Origin of the sequence: Piscinibacter defluvii, assembly GCF_004011805.1 — a bacterium.
In the GTDB taxonomy this organism is placed as follows: domain Bacteria; phylum Pseudomonadota; class Gammaproteobacteria; order Burkholderiales; family Burkholderiaceae_C; genus Piscinibacter; species Piscinibacter defluvii.
Genome location: NZ_ML137196.1, coordinates 680,944 through 698,259, shown reverse-complemented (window position 1 = coordinate 698,259; position 17,316 = coordinate 680,944). Strand labels below are relative to the sequence as shown.

At 72.4% G+C, this 17,316-nt stretch carries 17 protein-coding genes; 9 read left to right on the top strand and 8 right to left on the bottom strand.

Features of this window, described 5'->3' with window-relative positions:
* Positions 1-3 precede the first annotated feature (3 nt).
* A complete protein-coding gene (locus D9C15_RS03120) occupies positions 4-630 on the bottom strand; it encodes an SPOR domain-containing protein (protein WP_127995952.1) in 627 nt (208 codons plus the stop codon).
* Positions 627-2,339, bottom strand: coding sequence for an arginine--tRNA ligase (argS, locus tag D9C15_RS03115; protein WP_127995951.1), 1,713 nt, complete (start codon positions 2,337-2,339; stop codon positions 627-629). Before argS ends, D9C15_RS03120 begins: the two co-directional genes overlap by 4 nt.
* Before the next feature lie 153 nt (positions 2,340-2,492).
* Between argS and D9C15_RS03110 the strand changes: the two genes are divergently transcribed.
* Positions 2,493-3,860 carry a serine/threonine-protein kinase gene (locus D9C15_RS03110; protein WP_127995950.1) on the top strand — a complete coding sequence of 456 codons (1,368 nt, stop codon included), beginning with the start codon at positions 2,493-2,495 and terminating at the stop codon, positions 3,858-3,860.
* 38 nt (positions 3,861-3,898) lie between these two features.
* Positions 3,899-4,186, top strand: a complete 288-nt coding sequence (locus D9C15_RS03105; RefSeq protein ID WP_127995949.1) for a hypothetical protein — start codon at positions 3,899-3,901, stop codon at positions 4,184-4,186.
* A gap of 1 nt (position 4,187) precedes the next feature.
* On the opposite strand, the gene D9C15_RS03100 is transcribed toward D9C15_RS03105, so the two are convergent.
* The 4 genes from D9C15_RS03100 to D9C15_RS03085 form a co-directional block, all read right to left on the bottom strand.
* Complete coding sequence (locus D9C15_RS03100) at positions 4,188-4,643, bottom strand: DUF2214 family protein (RefSeq protein WP_127995948.1); 456 nt, start codon at positions 4,641-4,643, stop codon at positions 4,188-4,190.
* Entirely contained in the window at positions 4,640-5,560 is a 921-nt protein-coding gene (locus tag D9C15_RS03095) for a LysR family transcriptional regulator (RefSeq protein ID WP_127995947.1), read from the bottom strand. Before D9C15_RS03095 ends, D9C15_RS03100 begins: the two co-directional genes overlap by 4 nt.
* Positions 5,561-5,591: 31 nt before the next feature.
* Positions 5,592-5,741 (bottom strand): DUF3149 domain-containing protein, encoded by a 150-nt coding sequence (locus tag D9C15_RS03090; protein ID WP_127995946.1) that lies wholly within the window; start codon positions 5,739-5,741, stop codon positions 5,592-5,594.
* A 67-nt stretch (positions 5,742-5,808) separates the two neighbouring features.
* Positions 5,809-7,020, bottom strand: a complete 1,212-nt coding sequence (locus D9C15_RS03085) for a CaiB/BaiF CoA transferase family protein (protein ID WP_127995945.1) — start codon at positions 7,018-7,020, stop codon at positions 5,809-5,811.
* Between the two features lie 97 nt (positions 7,021-7,117).
* Between D9C15_RS03085 and D9C15_RS03080 the strand changes: the two genes are divergently transcribed.
* Positions 7,118-7,804, top strand: coding sequence for a haloacid dehalogenase type II (locus tag D9C15_RS03080; protein ID WP_127995944.1), 687 nt, complete (start codon positions 7,118-7,120; stop codon positions 7,802-7,804).
* Positions 7,805-7,823: 19 nt separating this feature from the next.
* Entirely contained in the window at positions 7,824-10,052 is a 2,229-nt protein-coding gene (locus tag D9C15_RS03075; protein ID WP_127995943.1) for a malate synthase G, read from the top strand.
* A 54-nt stretch (positions 10,053-10,106) separates the two neighbouring features.
* On the opposite strand, the gene D9C15_RS03070 is transcribed toward D9C15_RS03075, so the two are convergent.
* Positions 10,107-10,487, bottom strand: a complete 381-nt coding sequence (locus tag D9C15_RS03070; RefSeq protein ID WP_127995942.1) for a hypothetical protein — start codon at positions 10,485-10,487, stop codon at positions 10,107-10,109.
* Positions 10,488-10,566: 79 nt separating this feature from the next.
* Here D9C15_RS03070 and D9C15_RS03065 point away from each other — a divergent pair, with 79 nt between their 5' ends.
* The 5 genes from D9C15_RS03065 to D9C15_RS03045 are packed head-to-tail and all read left to right on the top strand — an operon-like array spanning position 10,567 to position 15,992.
* Positions 10,567-11,124, top strand: a complete 558-nt coding sequence (locus tag D9C15_RS03065; RefSeq protein ID WP_127995941.1) for a methylated-DNA--[protein]-cysteine S-methyltransferase — start codon at positions 10,567-10,569, stop codon at positions 11,122-11,124.
* Between the two features lie 13 nt (positions 11,125-11,137).
* Positions 11,138-12,361: an NAD(P)/FAD-dependent oxidoreductase gene (locus D9C15_RS03060; protein WP_127995940.1), complete on the top strand. Its 1,224-nt coding sequence runs from the start codon at positions 11,138-11,140 to the stop codon at positions 12,359-12,361.
* Positions 12,362-12,365: 4 nt separating this feature from the next.
* Entirely contained in the window at positions 12,366-13,133 is a 768-nt protein-coding gene (locus D9C15_RS03055; protein ID WP_127995939.1) for a class II glutamine amidotransferase, read from the top strand.
* Positions 13,130-14,833, top strand: coding sequence for a M14 family metallopeptidase (locus D9C15_RS03050; RefSeq protein WP_127995938.1), 1,704 nt, complete (start codon positions 13,130-13,132; stop codon positions 14,831-14,833). The genes D9C15_RS03055 and D9C15_RS03050 overlap by 4 nt, the downstream gene beginning before the upstream one ends.
* 34 nt (positions 14,834-14,867) lie before the next feature.
* Positions 14,868-15,992: a GntR family transcriptional regulator gene (locus D9C15_RS03045; RefSeq protein WP_127995937.1), complete on the top strand. Its 1,125-nt coding sequence runs from the start codon at positions 14,868-14,870 to the stop codon at positions 15,990-15,992.
* On the opposite strand, the gene D9C15_RS03040 is transcribed toward D9C15_RS03045, so the two are convergent.
* Entirely contained in the window at positions 15,952-17,304 is a 1,353-nt protein-coding gene (locus tag D9C15_RS03040; protein WP_127995936.1) for a lyase family protein, read from the bottom strand. The two genes, D9C15_RS03045 and D9C15_RS03040, sit on opposite strands and share 41 nt — an antisense overlap.
* Positions 17,305-17,316: the final 12 nt, after the last annotated feature.

The following is a 17,316-nucleotide window of genomic DNA, read 5'->3' as shown; positions in this document are numbered from 1 at the left end:
CGCTCACTTCTGGACCCGCACCAGCGCGGCGTCGACCCCGCCGCCGGCCAGCTTGTCCTTGGCGCCATCGGCGTCGTCCTTGCGGTCGAACGGGCCGATGCGCACGCGGTACATGGTCTTGCCGGACTGCTCGCGCTCGGTGACCTTGGCCTCGTAGCCCATCATCGCCAGGCGGGCGCGCTGCTGCTCGGCGTCTTCCGGGCGGTTGAAGGCGCCGGCCTGCACGAAGTAGAGGAAGGGGTCGGCGGCCGGCGTGGCCGGCAGCCTGCTGCCCGGCACCTGGCCGGCCAGGATGGCCGCCGGGTCGCGGCCCGGCGCGGAGGCGGCCGGCCGCGGTGTGGCCACCGCCGGCGCCGACGCGCCGGCCACGGGCGGGGCGGGCGGCGTTGCCAGCGCCGGCACCGTGCCGCTGGCGGCCTTGCCCGGGCGCGTGGACAGCGGCGCGTTCGGGTCCCAGTTCTTGTTGCGCTCGAGTTCGGCGGCGTCCTGCTCGGGGGTGCGCTGGGGCACCTTGTTGACGAAGGGCACCGGCACCTTGGTGACGTACAGCGCCACTGCCAGCGCCAGCGCCAGCCCGACCAGCAGGCCGACGATCAGGCCCATCACGAAGCCACCACGCTGCGATTTCATGCGGTCTCCAGGGCCGGCTGCTCGCGGTCCATGCGTTGCGGGGCGGCCACGCCGAGCAGGGCCAGCGCGTTGCGCAGCACCTGGCGCGTCGCGGCCAGCAGGGCCAGCCGGGCGCGCGCCAGGGCGGCGTCGTCGACCAGGAAGCGCTCGCTGGCGTAGTAGGCGTGGAAGGCGCCGGCCAGGTCGCGCAGGTAGAAGGCGATGTCGTGCGGCGCGAGCGCCGCGGCCGCGCCGGCCAGCACGTTCGGGAACTCGGCCAGCTTGAGCATCAGCGCCGCCTCGCTCGGGGCGGTGAGCCGCGCCAGGTCGGCCTGCGCCAGCGTCGCCTCGTCGCCGCCCTGCTCGACCCACTGGGCAATCACCGAGCAGATGCGCGCATGCGCGTACTGCACGTAGAAGACCGGGTTCTCGTCGTTGCGCTTGAGCGCGAGGTCGACGTCGAACACGAACTCGGTGTCGGCCTTGCGGCTGAGCATGAAGAAGCGCACCGCGTCGCGGCCGGTCCAGTCGACCAGGTCGCGCAGGGTCACGTAGCTGCCGGCGCGCTTGGAGATCTTCACCTCCTGGCCGCCTTTCATCACCGTGACCATCTTGTGCAGCACGTAATCCGGGTAGCCGGCCGGCACGCCCATGCCCGCGGCCTGGATGCCGGCGCGCACGCGGGCGACGGTGCCGTGGTGGTCGCCGCCCTGGATGTTGATCGCCTTGGCGAAGCCGCGCTCGAACTTGACGAGGTGGTAGGCGACGTCCGGCACGAAGTAGGTGTAGCTGCCGTCGGACTTGCGCATCACGCGGTCCTTGTCGTCGCCGTACTCGGTGCTGCGCAGCCACAGCGCGCCGCCGTCCTCGAAGGTCTTGCCCGAGGCGACCAGGCGCCGCACGGTGTCCTCGACGCGGCCGTCGCCGTACAGGCTGGACTCGAGGAAGTAGCGGTCGAAGCGCACGCCCAGCGCCTTCAGGTCCAGGTCCTGCTCGTGGCGCAGGTAGGCCACGGCGAACTGGCGGATGCCGTCCAGGTCGTCCGGGTCGCCGCTGGCGCTGAACTCGCGGTCGTCGGCATGCACCGTCTTCCGGGCCGCGAAGTCGGCCGCCACGTCGGCGATGTAGTCGCCGTTGTAGGCCGATTCGGGCCAGCCCGGCTCGCCCGGCTTGAGGCCCTTCAGGCGCGCCTGCACCGAGGTGGCCAGCGTGGCGATCTGCACGCCCGCGTCGTTGTAATAGAACTCGCGCGTCACCTGCGCGCCCTGCCATTCGAGCAGGTTGCAGATCGCGTCGCCCAGGCAGGCCTGGCGGGTGTGGCCGGTGTGCAGCGGGCCGGTCGGGTTGGCCGACACGAACTCCACCAGCACGCGCTGGCCGGTGGCCGGGGCGCGGCCGAAGGCGTCGCCGGCGGCCAGCACCTCGGCCACCACCGCCTGGCGCGCGCTGGCGCGCAGCCGCAGGTTGACGAAGCCCGGCCCGGCGATCTCCATCGACTCCACCCAGCGCTGCACCGCCGGCTGCGCCTGCAGCGCCGCGATCAGCGCCTGCGCCAGCTCGCGCGGGTTCTTCTTCAGGCTGCGCGAGAGCTGCAGCGCGGCGGTCACCGCCAGGTCGCCGTGGGCGGCCTGCTTGGGCGTCTCGAACGCCGCGGCCGGCGTGGCCTGCGGGGCGATGTCGGCCAGCGCTGCGCCCAGCGCAGCCAGCAGCTCCTGTCGGGCTTGGATCATGGGCGGGGATTCTACGGGGCGCCCTCCGGTGCCCCGGCGCGGCAGGGCGAGGCACGGCGCGGGCGATTGACCCCGGTTCCGCCCCCATTTCCGCGCCGCACCGCACCCCGAACGTGCCAAGATCGCCGCAGGCGCTTCGCGCGCCGCCTGGCCATGTCGTCGCTCACCCGTTCCTCCTCCCGCCCCGAGTCCGTGGCCGCGCCGACGGAGCCGCCGGCGGCCATCGGCAAGTACCGCGTGCTGCGCCGGCTCGGCGAGGGCGCCACGAGCGAGGTCTTCCTCTGCCACGACGACTTCCTCGACCGCGACGTCGCGATCAAGAAGGTGCGCCCGATGGTGGTGGCCGACGGGCGCGAGAACCGCTACTTCGAGCGCTTCTTCGCCGCCGAGGCCGCGCTGGTGGGCCGGCTCAAGCACCCGAACGTGGTGCAGATCCTCGACGCCGTGCCCGACCCGGTGGAGCCCTACCTGGTGATGGAGTACGTCGCCGGCAGCACGCTGCGGCCCTACTGCCGCGCCGACCAGCTGCTGTCGCTGGAGCTGATCGTCGAGCTCGGCTTCAAGTGCGCGATGGCGCTGGGCTACGTGTACCGCCAGGGGCTGATCCACCGCGACGTCAAGCCGGCCAACCTGCTGGTGACGCTGAACGCCGGCAACATCACCGACGTCAAGATCACCGACTTCGGCAGCGTGCTGAACCTCGCCTCCGACGTGACGCAGGTCTACCGCGTCGGCTCGCTGGCCTACATGTCGCCCGAGCAGCTCGACGGCGCGGCGCTCGACTGCCGCGCCGACATCTACTCGCTCGGCGCCGTGCTGTACCACCTGATCGCCGGCCGCCCGCCGTTCGACGCGCAGGTGCAGTCGGCCATGATGCAGCAGATCTACCACCACCAGCCCGGGCCGCTGCAGCACCTGCGCTCGGGCGTGGCGCCGACGGTGGACGCGGTGATCCAGCGCGCCCTGGCCAAGGACCCCGCCAAGCGCTACCGCGACTGGGACGAGTTCGCCCAGGCGCTGTCGGGCCTGATCACGCACCAGCATGTGCCGCGCGGCCAGCTGCAGGGCGTGCTCGACTCGGAGCGCTTCACGCTGCTGCGCAACCTCGACTTCTTCAACGGCTTCGGCGACGTCGAGCTCTGGGAGGTGGTGCACCGGGCCCGCTGGCAGCGCTTCGAGTTCGGCCACGCGCTCTACCGCAAGGGCGAGGAGGGGCGCACCTTCCACATCATCGCCAAGGGCGAGGTCGAGGTGTTCCGCGACGGGCAGAAGGTGGCCCAGCTCGGCGCCGGCACGAGCGTCGGCGAGATGGCCTACCTCGCGCCCAGCCCCGACCTGCGCCAGCACAGCACCGACGTGATCGTCACCGAGACGGCCACGACGATTTCCTTCACGCCCGAGACCCTGGCGCAGCTCAGCCCGGGCTGCCGGCACCATTTCGACGAGGCCTTCATCCGCGTGCTGGTGCGGCGGCTGCATGCGGCGCACGAGGCGCTGGCGCACCCGCGGCGGATTCTCTGAGCGGCGGCGTCGGGCCCGAACCCGGTACAGTCCGGCCCATGAAGAACCTCCTGCCCGCCCTGGCCCTGCTGCTGGCCACCGTCGCCCCCGTCGCCCACGCTGCCGATGCGGCCTGCGAGGCGCGGGCCACCGAGAAGAAACTCGCCGGTGCGGCGAAGAACAGCTTCATGCAGAAGTGCGAGCGCGACACGGCCACCGCCCAGGCGGCCTGCGAAGGCCAGGCTGCCGAGAAGAAGCTTGCCGGCGCGGCCAGGAACAGCTTCGTCAAGAAGTGCAGTGCCGATGCGGTGGCCGCCGCGGCCTCGGCCGCCTCCGCCGCGAAGTAGTTCAGCGCGTCAGCAGCCCGCGGGCCAGCAGCACCGCGGCCAGCGGGACGATCAGCATCAGGTGCGAGGCGATCATCACGCTGCGCCGCGTGGCACGAACCTCGGCCGCGTCGGGCAGCGCCCCGCCATCGGCCAGCCGGGCGCCCCAGGCGGCATAACGCCGCGCCGGGCCGACGGCCATCACGAGCATCACGAGCGTCAGCGCCAGCTTGAGGTGCAGCAGCGGCTGAGACCAGGTCCATTCCGGTCCCTTGGCGCCCCACTGCGCGCGCGCGGCGCCGCTGAGCAGCACCAGCACCAGCGCCACCAGGTAGATGGTGTTGACCCGCACCAGCCGTTGCACCGCCGCCGCGTTGAGCCACTCGGGCCGGCACAGCGCGGCCTGGCTGGCGACGAACACCACCGCCGTCAGGATGGCGGCGACATGCAGGTAGGCGAGAACGGCATCCAGGATCATGCGGCGGCGGGCAGCGCGCGCCAGTAGGCCGCGTCGCCGTAGGTGTGCTTGAGAAAGTCGATCCACAGCCGCACCCGCAGCGCCAGGTGGCGCGCGTGCGGGAACACGGCGTAGATGCCGTTGGGCGGCGCGGCGAAGTCGTCCAGCACCGTCACCAGCTTGCCCGCGGCGATCTCGTTCTCCACCTCCCAGGTCGAGCGCCAGGCGATGCCCAGCCCGGCCGCACACCAGTCGTGCAGCACCTGGCCGTCGCTGCAGTCGAGCCGGCCGCTCGGGCGCAGGTGGGTCACCGCACCGTCGATCTCGAAGGCCCAGCCGCGTGTCTGGCTGGCGTCGGAGCTGAGCGTCAGGCACTCGTGGCGGAACAGCTCGTTGGGGTGCTTGGGCGTGCCGGCGCGCTTCAGGTAGGCGGGCGTGGCGACGCACAGACGCCGGTTGTCGGCCATGCGCACGCTGATCAGGCTGGAATCGGGCAGGTCGCCGACGCGCACCGCGCAGTCGTAGCCCTCGTTGACGATGTCGACCACGCGGTCGCTCAGGTTCAGCGAGACGTTCACGTCCGGGTGCTGGGCGATGAAGCGCGGCACCAGCGGCGCGACGTGGCGCCGCCCGAAGCCGGCCGGCGCGGTGACGCGCAGGTAGCCGCTCGCCTTGACGCCGCCGGCGCTGACGCTGGCCTCGGCGTTGGCCAGGTCGGCCAGCAGGCGCTGGCAGTCTTCCAGGAAGGCGCTGCCCTCGTGCGTCAGCGTGATCTTGCGCGTGGTGCGCACCAGCAGCTTGACGCCCAGGCGCTCCTCGAGCGCGTCGATGCGCCGTCCGATCACCGCCGGCGCCACGCCTTCGGCATGGGCGGCGGCGGTCAGGCTGCCCCGGCCGGCGACCGATACGAACGATTCGATCTGCTTCAGCCGGTCCATGGCGCGCGATTATGCGCGCCGGAGTCAGCAATCAGCCCTTGGTGGCCTGCTTTTCCGAATCCTCGCGCACGTGCTTGATGAAGTAGCGCAGGTAGTAGCCGCCCATCCCCAGCGTGATGGCGATGACGGCGATGCTCAGCAGGCCCACGTCGGTGGTGAAGAGTTCGGTCAGGGCACGCATCTGGTTCTCCAGGTCGATGACGTGCGTCGATTGGGCGCCGGTCGCGGCGCCGCGTCGTTGCCGTACCTCAAGGGGTACTCGGTTCGGCCAGCACGCCGGCCGCGTGCAGCGCGTCGATCGCCGCGTCGTCGTAGCCGAGTTCGTGCAGCAGCGCGCGGCCGTGCGCGCCCAGCGCCGGCGGGCCGTGGCGCAGCGTCAGGCGCTGGCCGTCCAGCGTCAGCGGCAGCAGCGGCACGCGGGTCTCGACGGGTCGGCCGGCGCTGCTCGCGTCGGCCGGCACCGTCATCGGCGCGAGGCCGCCGGTGCCGGCCAGGTGCGGGTCGTCGAACAGCTGCTCGGGCCGCGTGATCGGGGCGTAGGGCAGGCCGTGCGCCTCGAAGCGCGCCGCGATCTCGGCCGCCGGCAGCGCGGCCAGGTGCTCGCGCAGCCGCGGCAGCAGCCAGTCGCGCGCCCGCACGCGCTGGTTGTTGCTCGCCAGCCGCTCATCGGCGGCCAGCTCCGGGAGGCCGAAGGCGGCGCAGAACGCGGACCATTGCGTGTCGCTGACGACGGCCAGGAAGATCTGCTCGCCGTCGCGCACGCCGAACACGTCGTAGACGCCCCAGGCCGAGATGCGGCTGGGCATCGGCGCGGCCGGCGCGCCGGTCACCGCGAACTGCATCATGTGCTGCGCCACCAGCAGCACGTTGTTCTCGAACAGTGCGCTCTCGACCCGCTGGCCGCACCCGGTCTGTTCGCGCTGGCGCAGCGCCGCGAGCACGCCGATGGCACCGAACAGCCCGCCCATGATGTCGTTGACGCTGCTGCCGGCGCGCAGCGGCCGGCCTTCCGGGCCGGTCATGTAGGCCAGGCCGCCCATCATCTGCACCACCTCGTCGAGCGCGGTGCGCTGTTCGTACGGCCCGGGCAGGAAGCCCTTGTGCGAGACGCCGATCAGGCGCGGGTTCAGCGCCGACAGCGTGGCCCAGCCGAGGCCGAGCCGCTCCATCGCACCGGGCTTGAAGTTCTCGCTGAACACGTCGGCGCAGCCGATCAGCTTCAGCACCACCTCCCGGCCGCGCGGGTCGTGCAGGTCCAGCGCCAGGCTCTTCTTGTTGCGGTTGAAGAGCGCGAAGAAGCCGGCCCCCGAGCCGAGCAGCCGGCGCGTGGCGTCGCCCTCGGGCGGCTCGACCTTGATCACCTCCGCGCCCAGGTCGGCCAGCACCATGCCGCAGGTCGGGCCCATGACCATGTGCGAGAACTCGACCACCCGGAGGCCGTGCAGCGGCAGCGTCGCCATGGCCGGATCGTAGCGGCCGAGATTTTTGCGTAGAAGTCATGAATCCATGACTTTTCGACACCTTAATGTCAGCGATCGTTCGGAATAGAGTTCCGTCATGGAAGCCCTGCCGCGGCCGCGCGCCGTGCTCTTCGACGCCTACGGGACGCTGTTCGACGTCTACAGCGTGGGCCTGCTCGCCGAGCAGCTGTTCCCGGGCCAGGGCGAGCGCCTCGCGCTGCTGTGGCGCGACAAGCAGATCGAGTACACGCGCCTGGTCTCGATGAGCGGCCGCTACCGGCCGTTCTGGGAGCTGACGCGCGCCGGACTGCGCTTCGCGGCCCAGCGCCTGGCCCTGCCGCTGGACGCCGCGGCCGAGGACCGGCTGATGAACCAGTACCGCCACCTCAGCGCCTTCCCGGAGAACCGCGAGGTGCTGCAGGCGCTGCAGCGGCGCGGTGTCCGGGCCGGCATCCTGAGCAACGGCGACCCGGAGATGCTCGCCGTGGCCGTCAAGAGCGCCGGCTTCGCCGAGCTGATCGACCCGGTGCTCTCCGTGCACGAGCTGCGCCGCTACAAGACCGACCCGGCCTGCTACCGGCTCGGCGCGCAGGCGCTCGGCCTGCCCGAGCGCGACATCCTGTTCGTCTCCAGCAACGGCTGGGACGCCATCGGCGCCACCTGGGCCGGCTTCACCACGCTGTGGGTGAACCGCGCGAAGCTGCCGCTCGAACAGCTCGACACCCACCCGACGCGCATCGGCACCAGCCTGCGCGACGTGCTCGATTTCTTCCCCTCTGCCTGATGCCCTGCGAGGACCGACCATGACCGACCGCACCACCTGCCACCGCCTGGACGTGGCCACGCCGCTGTACCGCTTCATCGAGGACCGGGTGCTGCCGGGCACCGGGGTCTCGAGCGAGGCCTTCTGGGCCGGCTTCGACGCGATCGTCGCCGACCTGGCGCCCAAGAACGCCGCGCTGCTGGCCGAGCGCGACCGGCTGCAGTCCGAGATCGACGCCTGGCACCGCACCCACCCCGGCCCGATCACCAAGCCCAAGGCCTACCGCAAGTTCCTCGAGCAGATCGGCTACCTCGTCGACGCGCCGAAGAAGGTCAAGGTGACGACGAAGAACGTCGACGCCGAACTCGCGCTGCAGGCCGGTCCGCAGCTGGTGGTGCCGATCACCAACGCACGCTACGCGCTGAACGCCGCCAATGCGCGCTGGGGCTCGCTGTACGACGCGCTGTACGGCACCGACGTGCTGAGCGAGGACGACGGCTGCGAGAAGGCGGGCGCCTACAACCCGAAGCGCGGCGCCAAGGTGATCGAGTACGCGCGCTACGTGCTGGACCGCTGCGTGCCGCTTCAGCGCGGCTCGCACATCGATTCCACCGCCTACCGCGTGGTCGACAACAACCTGGCCGTCACGCTTCAGTCCGGCCGCACGGTCGGCCTGAAGAACCCGGCCCAGTTCGTCGGCTTCCAGGGCGAGATGGACGCGCCGAGGGCGGTGCTGCTGTCGCACCACGGTCTGCACCTGGACATCCGAATCGACCGCGCCCACCCGATCGGCGCCACCGACCCCGCCGGCGTGGCAGACCTGGTGCTCGAGGCGGCGCTGTCGACCATCCTCGACCTGGAGGACTCGGTCGCGGTGGTCGACGCCGAGGACAAGGTGCTCGCCTACGGCAACTGGCTGGGCATCATCGAAGGCACGCTGACCGAGCAGGTGAACAAGGGCGGGCGCATGATCACGCGCGGCCTGAACCCGGACCGCCGCTACACCGGCCCGCGCGGCGAGGACGTGATGCTGCACGGCCGCTCGCTGCTGTTCGTGCGCAACGTCGGCCACCTGATGACCAACCCGGCGATCCTGTGGACCGGTGCGGACGGCGAGCAGCGCGAGATCCCGGAAGGCATCATGGATGCGATGGTCACGACCACCATCGCGCTGCACGACCTGCAGCGCCACGGCAAGAACGGCATCGTCAACTCGCGCACCGGCTCGGTCTACATCGTCAAGCCGAAGATGCACGGCCCGGCCGAGGTGGCCTTCGCGGCCGAGCTGTTCTCGCGCGTCGAGCAGGTGCTCGGCCTGCCCGACAGCACCGTGAAGCTCGGCATCATGGACGAGGAGCGCCGCACCAGCGTGAACCTGAAGGCCTGCCTGGCCGCGGCCGCCTCGCGCGTGGCCTTCATCAACACCGGCTTCCTCGACCGCACCGGCGACGAGATGCACACCGCGATGCTGGCCGGCCCGATGCTGCGCAAGGGCGACATGAAGGCGAGCGCCTGGATCCAGGCCTACGAGCGCAACAACGTGCTGGTGGGCCTGGCCTGCGGGCTGCGCGGCAAGGCGCAGATCGGCAAGGGCATGTGGGCCATGCCCGACCTGATGGCGGCGATGCTGAAGCAGAAGATCGCCCACCCGCAGGCCGGCGCCAACACCGCCTGGGTGCCGAGCCCGACGGCCGCGACGCTGCACGCGCTGCACTACCACCAGGTCGACGTGTTCAAGGTCCAGAAGGCGCTCGAGAAGATCGACGCCGAGGCCGAGCGCGAGGGCCTGCTGGCCGGCCTGCTCAGCGTGCCGGTGGTCAGGAAGCCGAACTGGAAGGAGGCCGACAAGCAGCAGGAGCTGGACAACAACGCCCAGGGCATCCTCGGCTACGTGGTGCGCTGGGTCGACCAGGGCGTGGGCTGCTCCAAGGTGCCCGACATCCACAACGTCGGCCTGATGGAAGACCGTGCGACCCTGCGCATCAGCAGCCAGCACATCGCCAACTGGCTGCAGCATGGCGTGGTGACGGCCGAGCAGGTGCACGCCACCTTCCGCCGCATGGCCGAGGTGGTGGACCGGCAGAACGCCGGCGACCCGGCCTACCAGCCGATGGCCGGCCACTGGACCACCAGCCGCGCCTACCAGGCCGCGCTGGACCTGGTGTTCAAGGGCAAGGAGCAGCCCAGCGGCTACACCGAGCCGCTGCTGCACCAAGCACGCCTTGCCGTCAAGACGGCCACGGCGCTGCCCCTGGCCACTGCTGCTTGATGACCGCCCCCGGCGGCGGGGTACCGCCGCCACCCCCCGCGGGGGCCGGCCGGTTCAGGTCGGCGTCGGCGTGCCCGCCATGCGGTCGTACTTGAGGAAGTACTTGCGGGCGTAGGCGACGAGCTGCGCCTCGCTCGGGTGGTCGACCGTCTCGTAGGCGACGATCTGCTTCGCGGTCGCGGGGCGGTGCTTGTCGGCGTAGTGGCGGAAGTCGTCCAGCCCGGTGCGCGGGCCGGTGACCAGCACCTCGGCGATGCCCGCCAGGGCGTCGCACACCTCGCCGAAGAACTCGTGTTGCGTGCGTACCGCACTGCCGTGGTAGGCGGTGTGGTGGCTGTGCGCCTTCACCTTCTGCGCCTGCACGTGCTCGGCGTCGAACTGCAGCACCTGGGCTTTCTGGTGATCGATCCAGACCACGGCGTGGAACAGGCTCATCGTTGTCGTCCTTTCTGTGGATGCGCCCCATCCTCGCGCCGCTCGCGCCGCGGCGCCTTGAGAGGCGTCAACGCGTACCATGGCGCGCGTGCCTGACGCAACGCACCTCGCCCTGTTCGACACTGCCCTCGGCGCCTGCGGCATCGCCTGGAACGCGGCCGGCGTGTGCGGGTTGCACCTGCCCGGCGCCGACCGCGCGCGCACGCTGGCCAGCCTGCGCCGGCGCCACCCGCGTGCCGAGGAGGGCGCGCCCAGCGCGCCGATCCGGGCCGCGATCGAGGCGATCGGCGCGCTGCTCGACGGCACGCCGGTCGATCTCGGCGGCATCGTGCTCGACCTGGACGGCATCCCCGAATTCCACCGCCGCGTCTACGCCGTGGCGCGCAGCATCCCGCCGGGCCGCACGCTGAGCTACGGCGAGGTCGCACAGCGCCTGGGCGAGCCGCACGCGGCGCGTGCCGTCGGCCAGGCGCTGGGCGCGAACCGCTTCGCGATCATCGTGCCCTGCCACCGCGTGCTGGCCGCGCGCGGTGCCTCGGGCGGCTTCTCGGCGCCCAGCGGCGTGGACACCAAGCGGCGCCTGCTGGAGATCGAGCGGGCGCGCATCGGCGACCAGCCCGGCCTGTTCGACTCCTAGAATCGTCGCGCCGATGAACCTCGATCCCGCCCAGCTCCCGCCGCGCTGCGACGTGCTCGTGGTGGGCGCCGGCCCGGCCGGTTCCGCAGCGGCCACCGTGCTCGCGCGCGCCGGGCTCGACGTGGTGCTGGTCGACCAGCATGCCTTCCCGCGCGACAAGGTCTGCGGCGACGGCCTGATCCCGGATGCGCACCGGGCCCTGGCCACCCTCGGCGTGCTGCCCGAGGTGATGGCGCGGGCGCGGCGTGCGCGCCACGTGGCCTGCATCGGCCCGCGCGGCGGCCGCGTCGACGTGCCCGGCACGGTGGCGGTGCTGCCGCGCCGCGAGCTGGACTTCATCGTCTGCCGCAACGCCGTGGACGCCGGCGCGCGCATGGTCGCGCCGCTGCGCTTCGTCGCCACGCTGGAGGAGGGCGGCGCGGTGGTCGGCGCGCGCTTGCAGCACGAGTCGACCCTGCATGAGATCGCCTGCCGCTGGCTGGTGCTGGCCAGCGGCGCGGTGCCGCAGGCGCTGCTCGCCGCCGGCATGTGCGAGCGCCAGACACCCAGCGGCGTCGCGCTGCGCGGGCATGTGCGCCACGAGGCGCTGCGCGGCCGGCTCGAGGCGCTCGAGCTGGTCTGGCACCGCGACCTGCGCCCCGGCTACGGCTGGATCTTCCCGGGCCCGGACGGCCTGTTCAACATCGGCGTGGGCATCGTCGACAGCCACGCCGAATCGCGCAACGGCCGGCTGGTCAAGCGCGAGGGCAACCTGCGCGAGCTGTTCGACGCCTTCACGCGCCTGCACGCGCCGGCGCGCGAGCTGGTCGAGGGCGGCGCATGGGTCGCGCCGCTGAAGGGCGCGCCGCTGCGCTGCACGCTCGAGGGCGCGCGCTTCACGCGGCCCGGGCTGCTGGTCGCCGGCGAGGCGGCCGGCAGCACCTACTCGTTCACCGGCGAGGGCATCGGCAAGGCGCTCGAGACCGGCATGGCCGCGGCGCGTGCCATCACCGCCGGCGGCGACGAGGCCGCGGTGCGCGCCGCGTACGAGGCCACGCTGGCCGCGCTGAAGCCGCGCTTCGACCTCTACGCCAAGGCCAACCGCGTCAACCGCCACCCCTGGCTGGCCGACCTGCTGATCTGGCGCGCGCGGCGCAGCGAGCGCGTGCGTGCACGCATGAGCAGCGTGCTGGAGGAGACCGGCAACCCGGGACAGCTGGTCACGGTCAAGGGCCTGCTGCGCCTGTTCACTGAATAGCGCGATGTGTCAATTGCTCGGCCTGAACGCCAACACGCCGACCGACGTGGTGTTCAGCTTCACCGGCTTCGCCTGCCGCGCCGAGGAGCACAAGGACGGCTTCGGCATCGCCTTCTTCGAGGGCCGCGGTGCGCGCCTGTTCGTCGATGCGCAGAGCGCGCGTGCCTCGCCGGTGGCCGAGATGGTGCGGCGCTACCCGATCCGCAGCGAGCTGATCCTGGCGCACATCCGCAAGGCCACGCAGGGGCGTGTGGCGCTGGAGAACACCCACCCGTTCCAGCGCGAACTGTGGGGCCGCTACTGGGTGTTCGCGCACAACGGCGACCTGAAGGGCTTCGCGCCGCGCCTGCACGCCTCGTTCCACCCGGTCGGCGACACCGACAGCGAACGCGCCTTCTGCTGGCTGATGCAGGAGCTGGCCAAGGCGCACGCGGCGGTGCCGAGCGTCGCCGAGCTGTCGCGCACGCTCGCCGAGCTGGTGCCGCCGATCGCCGCGCACGGCAGCTTCAACTTCCTGCTGTCCAACGGCCAGGCCCTGTGGGCGCACTGCTCGACCAAGCTCTGGTACATCGAGCGTGCCCACCCGTTTCGCGCCGCGCGCCTGGCCGACGAGGATCTCTCGATCGACTTCTCCGCCGTCACCACCGAACGCGACCGCGTCGCGGTGGTCGTCACCGAGCCGCTGACCGCCGACGAGACCTGGACCGCGCTCGTGCCCGGCGAGCTGGCGGTGTTCCAGGGCGGCGTGCGCCAACCCCTGTCTCGCCCATGACCGCCACGCCGACCCCTCGCTTCGACACCTTCTACAAGCATGACGAACTGACGCGGCTGCTGTTCGACTACGCCGAGGCCTTCCCGGCGCTCGTGAAGGTCGCGTCGATCGGCCGCAGCCACGAGGGCCGCGACATCTGGGTCGCGACGGTGACGAACCAGGACACCGGTGCCGCGGCCGACAAGCCCGCCTTCTGGGCCGACGGCAACATCCACGCCGCCGAGCTGACCGCCAGCACGGCGGTGCTGTACTACCTGCACCAGCTGGTCACCGGCCACGGCCACGACGCGGCCGTCACCCGGCTGCTGGACACGCGCGCCGTCTACCTCTGCCCGCGCCTGTGCCCGGACGGCGCCGAGCTGGCGCTGGCCGAGCGGCCGCGCCACATCCGCTCGTCCACGCGGCGCTGGCCCTACGACGAACTGCCGGTCGAGGGCCTGACGATCGAGGACGTGGACGGTGACGGCCGCGTGCTGACGATGCGCATTCCCGACCCGCACGGCGCCTACAAGACATGCCCGCAGGACCCGCGCCTGATGATGCCGCGCGAGCCCGGCGAGTTCGGCGGCGAGTACTACCGGCTGCTGCCCGAGGGCACGCTGAAGGACTGGAACGGGCTGACCACGCGCGTCAACCGCGACCCCGAGGGCCTGGACCTGAACCGCAACTTCCCCTCGCACTGGCGCCAGGAGTTCGAGCAGGTCGGCGCCGGCCCCTACCCGACCAGCGAGCCCGAGGTGCGCGCGATGGTCGACTTCGTGATCGCACACCCGAACATCGGCGCGGCGATCAGCTTCCACACCCACAGTGGCGTGATCCTGCGGCCGATGGGCACGCAGAGCGACGACGACATGATCCCGGAGGACCTGTGGTCCTACAAGCGCTTCTCGGCGCTGGGCGAGAAGCTCACCGGCTACCCGGTGGTCAGCATCTGGCACGAGTTCAAGTACCACCCGAAGGAAGTCATCGGCGGCACGCAGGACTGGCTCTACGAGCACCTCGGCGCGCTGTTCTGGGTGGTGGAGATCTGGTCGCCCAACCAGGCCGCGGACATCACCGGCTACAAGTGGATCGACTGGTTCCGCGAGCACCCGGTCGAGGACGAGCTGAAGCTGCTGAAGTGGAGCGACGAGCAGTGCGGCGGTCAGGCGCATGTCGACTGGCGGCCGTTCGACCACCCGCAGCTCGGCCCGGTGGAGATCGGCGGCTGGGACAAGATGAACTACTGGCGCAACCCGCCGCCGGCGCTGCGCGAGCGCGAGGCGGCGCGCTTTCCGGCCTGGATGACGCAGCTCGCGCTCTCGCTGCCGCGGCTCGAGCTGCTGCGCACCGAGGTGCGTGCGCTCGGCCCCGACACCTGGCGCGTGCGCCTGGCGGTGGCCAACAGCGGCTGGCTGCCGGCCTACGTGACGCAGCGCGCGCTGCAGCGCAAGGTGGTGCGCGGCGTGGTGTTCGAGATCCACCTGCCGCAGGACGACCCGGCCATCGGCCTGGTGGCCGGCGCCCAGCGCATCGAGGGCCCGCAGCTCGAGGGCCATGCGCCCAAGGCCTCGCAGATCGCCTTCCTGCCCAGCCGCGAGGTGACGGCCGACCGTGCGCTGGCCGAGTGGATCGTGCGCGCCCCGGCCGGCACGCGCGTGGCGCTGACGGCGCGGGCCGAGCGGGCCGGCACGGTGCGCACCCAGGTGACGCTGGACTGAGACACACCGCGCGCCAGCGCGTGTGTTGTATTGTATGAACGTGACCGCGACCAGCACCGAGCTCGACCAGTACCTGGCCGGCCTGGCCCGTGCCGCCCGGCCGGGCGACCGTCTGCCCACCGTGCGCGAGCTGATGCGCCGCTTCGGCGTCTCGCAGATGATCGTGCAGCGGGCCATCGACGCGCTGAAGACCCGCGGGCTGGTCGAGGCGCAGGTCGGGCGCGGCACCTACTTCCGCGCCGGCGCGGACGCGCCGCCGGCCCCGCCGGCCGCCGCCCGTGCGCCGGCACCGCGCTCGGTGCTGCTGCTGCGCCGCTCGATCGGCATCGTGCGCGGCCGCGTGTTGCTCGAGGGCCTGCAGCGCCGCTACGCCGAGGCCGGGCAGCGTGTGCTGGAGGTGTCCTACACCGACCCGGAGCACGCCCGCACCGTGCTCAAGGGCCTGCCGCACTTCGACGCCGGCGTCGTGCAGTCGAGCTTCAAGACCATCACGATCGAGCTGCTCGCCGCGCTGCGCGAGAAGTGCGACGTGATCGCGGTGGACGGCGCCGCGCTGGTGGGCGCCGATGTCGAGGCGGTCGGGATGGAGTGGGGCGAGCCGCTGGCGCGCGCCGTCGAGCTGCTGCGCCGGCAGGGCCACCGCCGCATCGCCTTCGCGTCGAGCACGCAACCGTTCCTCGCCACCCAGTTGGCGCAGCGGCGCCTCGAGGCGCTGCGCGAGCAGGGCGGGCTGGAACTGCAGGCGATCGGCGTGCCCTGCCTGCCCGACGAGGACTACGCCGGCGCGCTGATCGAGCAGCTGCGCGCGCTGGCCGGGGCCGACGCTCGCCTGCCCTTCAGCGCGCTGGTGGCCTGGGGCATCGAGGACGGCGCTTCGCTGCGCGAGCGGCTCGCGCAGGCCGGCTGGCCGGTGCCCGAGGCGCTCAGCGTGGTGCTGCTCGGGCGCACCGACCTGGTCAACGAACATGCCGGCTTCTTCACCACCGTGGGCTGCCGGGTGGCCGACCAGATCGAGCAGCTGCATGCCGCCATCGCCGCGCGCTGGGCCGACTCGGCGCGGCCCTATGCGGTGCACTTGATCCCGGTGGCGCTGCGCGAAGGCGAGTCGGTGGCGCCGTTCAGCGAGGCGGTGCCACGCGTGCGAGCGTCGCGTCGGTGAGCGCGGCCGACTCGCCCACGTAGGCCTCCGGGGCCAGCGCCGCAGCCAGCTCGGCCGGCACCCCGGCCGGCGCGAATCGCGGCTGCGCCGCCAGGGCCTCGAGCAGCGTGATGCCGCCGGCCTGGGCCTGCTGGGCCGCGTCGTACAGCAGGCGGTGTGCCGCGTGGCGCCCGATCTGCCGCGCCAGCACCATCATGGCGGCTTCCGAGGCGATCAGGCCGCGCGTCAGGCCGAGGTTGCGGCGCATCGCCGCCGCGTCCACCACCAGGCCCTGCGCCAGCCGGGCCAGCGCCTGCGCCACCGAGGCGCCCAGGATCGCCAGCTCGGGCAGCAGGGTGTCGGTCACGTTGGTGGCCGAGGAGTCGCCCTCGTCCATGCGCACCATCGCCTCGAGCGCGGCCGGCACGCGCACGCGCAGCAGGCGCGCCAGGCTGGCCAGCAGCAGCGCGCTGGAGGGGTTGCGCTTCTGCGCCATCGTCGAGCTGCCGACCTTGCCGTGGTGGAAGGACTCGGCCGCCTCGCCGACCTCGGTGCGCTGCAGGAACACCAGGTCCTGCGCGATCTTCTGCGCCGTGCCGGCGAGCAGGCCGAGCGCGCCGAGGTAGTCGGCCGCCCGGTCGTACGAGGCGCGCGAGGGCAGGCCGGCGGCCTGCAGCCCGAGGCGCCGGGCCAGCAGCGCCTCGACCTGCCGGCCCGCCGCGCCGGTGGCCGCGAAGCTGCCGATCGCGCCGCCCATGCAGGCCGGGAAGGAGTCGCCCAGGCGCTGCGCGAGGCGCTGCCGGTCGCGGTCGAGCTCGTCGATCCAGCCGGCCAGCTTGAAGCCGAAGGTCATGGGCAGCGCGTGCTGGCCATGCGTGCGGCCGGCCATCGGCGTGTCGCGGTGCCTGCGGGCGTGGCCGGCCAGCGCCTCCAGCGCGTCGGCCAGCGCCGCGTCGATCAGCCGCTGGGTGCGGTGCATCTGCAGCGCCGCGGCGGTGTCGAAGATGTTCTGCGTGGTCGCGCCCCAGTGCAGCCAGCCGGCGGCCGGCTCGCCGCACAGGGCCTCGAAGCGGTGCAGCACCGGCACCAGCGGGTGCTGCGCGAACGCGATCTCGCCGGCCAGCGCCTCGGTGTCGAACTGCCGCGCGTCGGCGCAGGCGGCGATCGTGCGCGCCGCCTCGGCCGGGATCAGGCCGAGTTCGGCCTGCGCGGCCGCCAGCGCGGCCTCCACGTCCAGCCAGGCCTGCAGGGTGGCCTCGTCGCTCCAGATGCGGCCGGCCTCGGCGCTGAACCAGTGGCGGGTGACGAAGGACTGAAACATGCCGATGTTCATGCGCGGGCTCCG

What these genes read in the sequence shown, in the direction of transcription:
- D9C15_RS03120 (WP_127995952.1), bottom strand. Translation starts at nt 630, where the DNA reads ATGAAATCGCAGCGTGGTGGCTTCGTGATGGGCCTGATCGTCGGCCTG.
- argS (WP_127995951.1), bottom strand. Translation starts at nt 2,339, where the DNA reads ATGATCCAAGCCCGACAGGAGCTGCTGGCTGCGCTGGGCGCAGCGCTG.
- D9C15_RS03110 (WP_127995950.1), top strand. Translation starts at nt 2,493, where the DNA reads ATGTCGTCGCTCACCCGTTCCTCCTCCCGCCCCGAGTCCGTGGCCGCG.
- D9C15_RS03105 (WP_127995949.1), top strand. Translation starts at nt 3,899, where the DNA reads ATGAAGAACCTCCTGCCCGCCCTGGCCCTGCTGCTGGCCACCGTCGCC.
- D9C15_RS03100 (WP_127995948.1), bottom strand. Translation starts at nt 4,643, where the DNA reads ATGATCCTGGATGCCGTTCTCGCCTACCTGCATGTCGCCGCCATCCTG.
- D9C15_RS03095 (WP_127995947.1), bottom strand. Translation starts at nt 5,560, where the DNA reads ATGGACCGGCTGAAGCAGATCGAATCGTTCGTATCGGTCGCCGGCCGG.
- D9C15_RS03090 (WP_127995946.1), bottom strand. Translation starts at nt 5,741, where the DNA reads ATGCGTGCCCTGACCGAACTCTTCACCACCGACGTGGGCCTGCTGAGC.
- D9C15_RS03085 (WP_127995945.1), bottom strand. Translation starts at nt 7,020, where the DNA reads ATGGCGACGCTGCCGCTGCACGGCCTCCGGGTGGTCGAGTTCTCGCAC.
- D9C15_RS03080 (WP_127995944.1), top strand. Translation starts at nt 7,118, where the DNA reads ATGGAAGCCCTGCCGCGGCCGCGCGCCGTGCTCTTCGACGCCTACGGG.
- D9C15_RS03075 (WP_127995943.1), top strand. Translation starts at nt 7,824, where the DNA reads ATGACCGACCGCACCACCTGCCACCGCCTGGACGTGGCCACGCCGCTG.
- D9C15_RS03070 (WP_127995942.1), bottom strand. Translation starts at nt 10,487, where the DNA reads ATGAGCCTGTTCCACGCCGTGGTCTGGATCGATCACCAGAAAGCCCAG.
- D9C15_RS03065 (WP_127995941.1), top strand. Translation starts at nt 10,567, where the DNA reads ATGGCGCGCGTGCCTGACGCAACGCACCTCGCCCTGTTCGACACTGCC.
- D9C15_RS03060 (WP_127995940.1), top strand. Translation starts at nt 11,138, where the DNA reads ATGAACCTCGATCCCGCCCAGCTCCCGCCGCGCTGCGACGTGCTCGTG.
- D9C15_RS03055 (WP_127995939.1), top strand. Translation starts at nt 12,366, where the DNA reads ATGTGTCAATTGCTCGGCCTGAACGCCAACACGCCGACCGACGTGGTG.
- D9C15_RS03050 (WP_127995938.1), top strand. Translation starts at nt 13,130, where the DNA reads ATGACCGCCACGCCGACCCCTCGCTTCGACACCTTCTACAAGCATGAC.
- D9C15_RS03045 (WP_127995937.1), top strand. Translation starts at nt 14,868, where the DNA reads ATGAACGTGACCGCGACCAGCACCGAGCTCGACCAGTACCTGGCCGGC.
- D9C15_RS03040 (WP_127995936.1), bottom strand. Translation starts at nt 17,304, where the DNA reads ATGAACATCGGCATGTTTCAGTCCTTCGTCACCCGCCACTGGTTCAGC.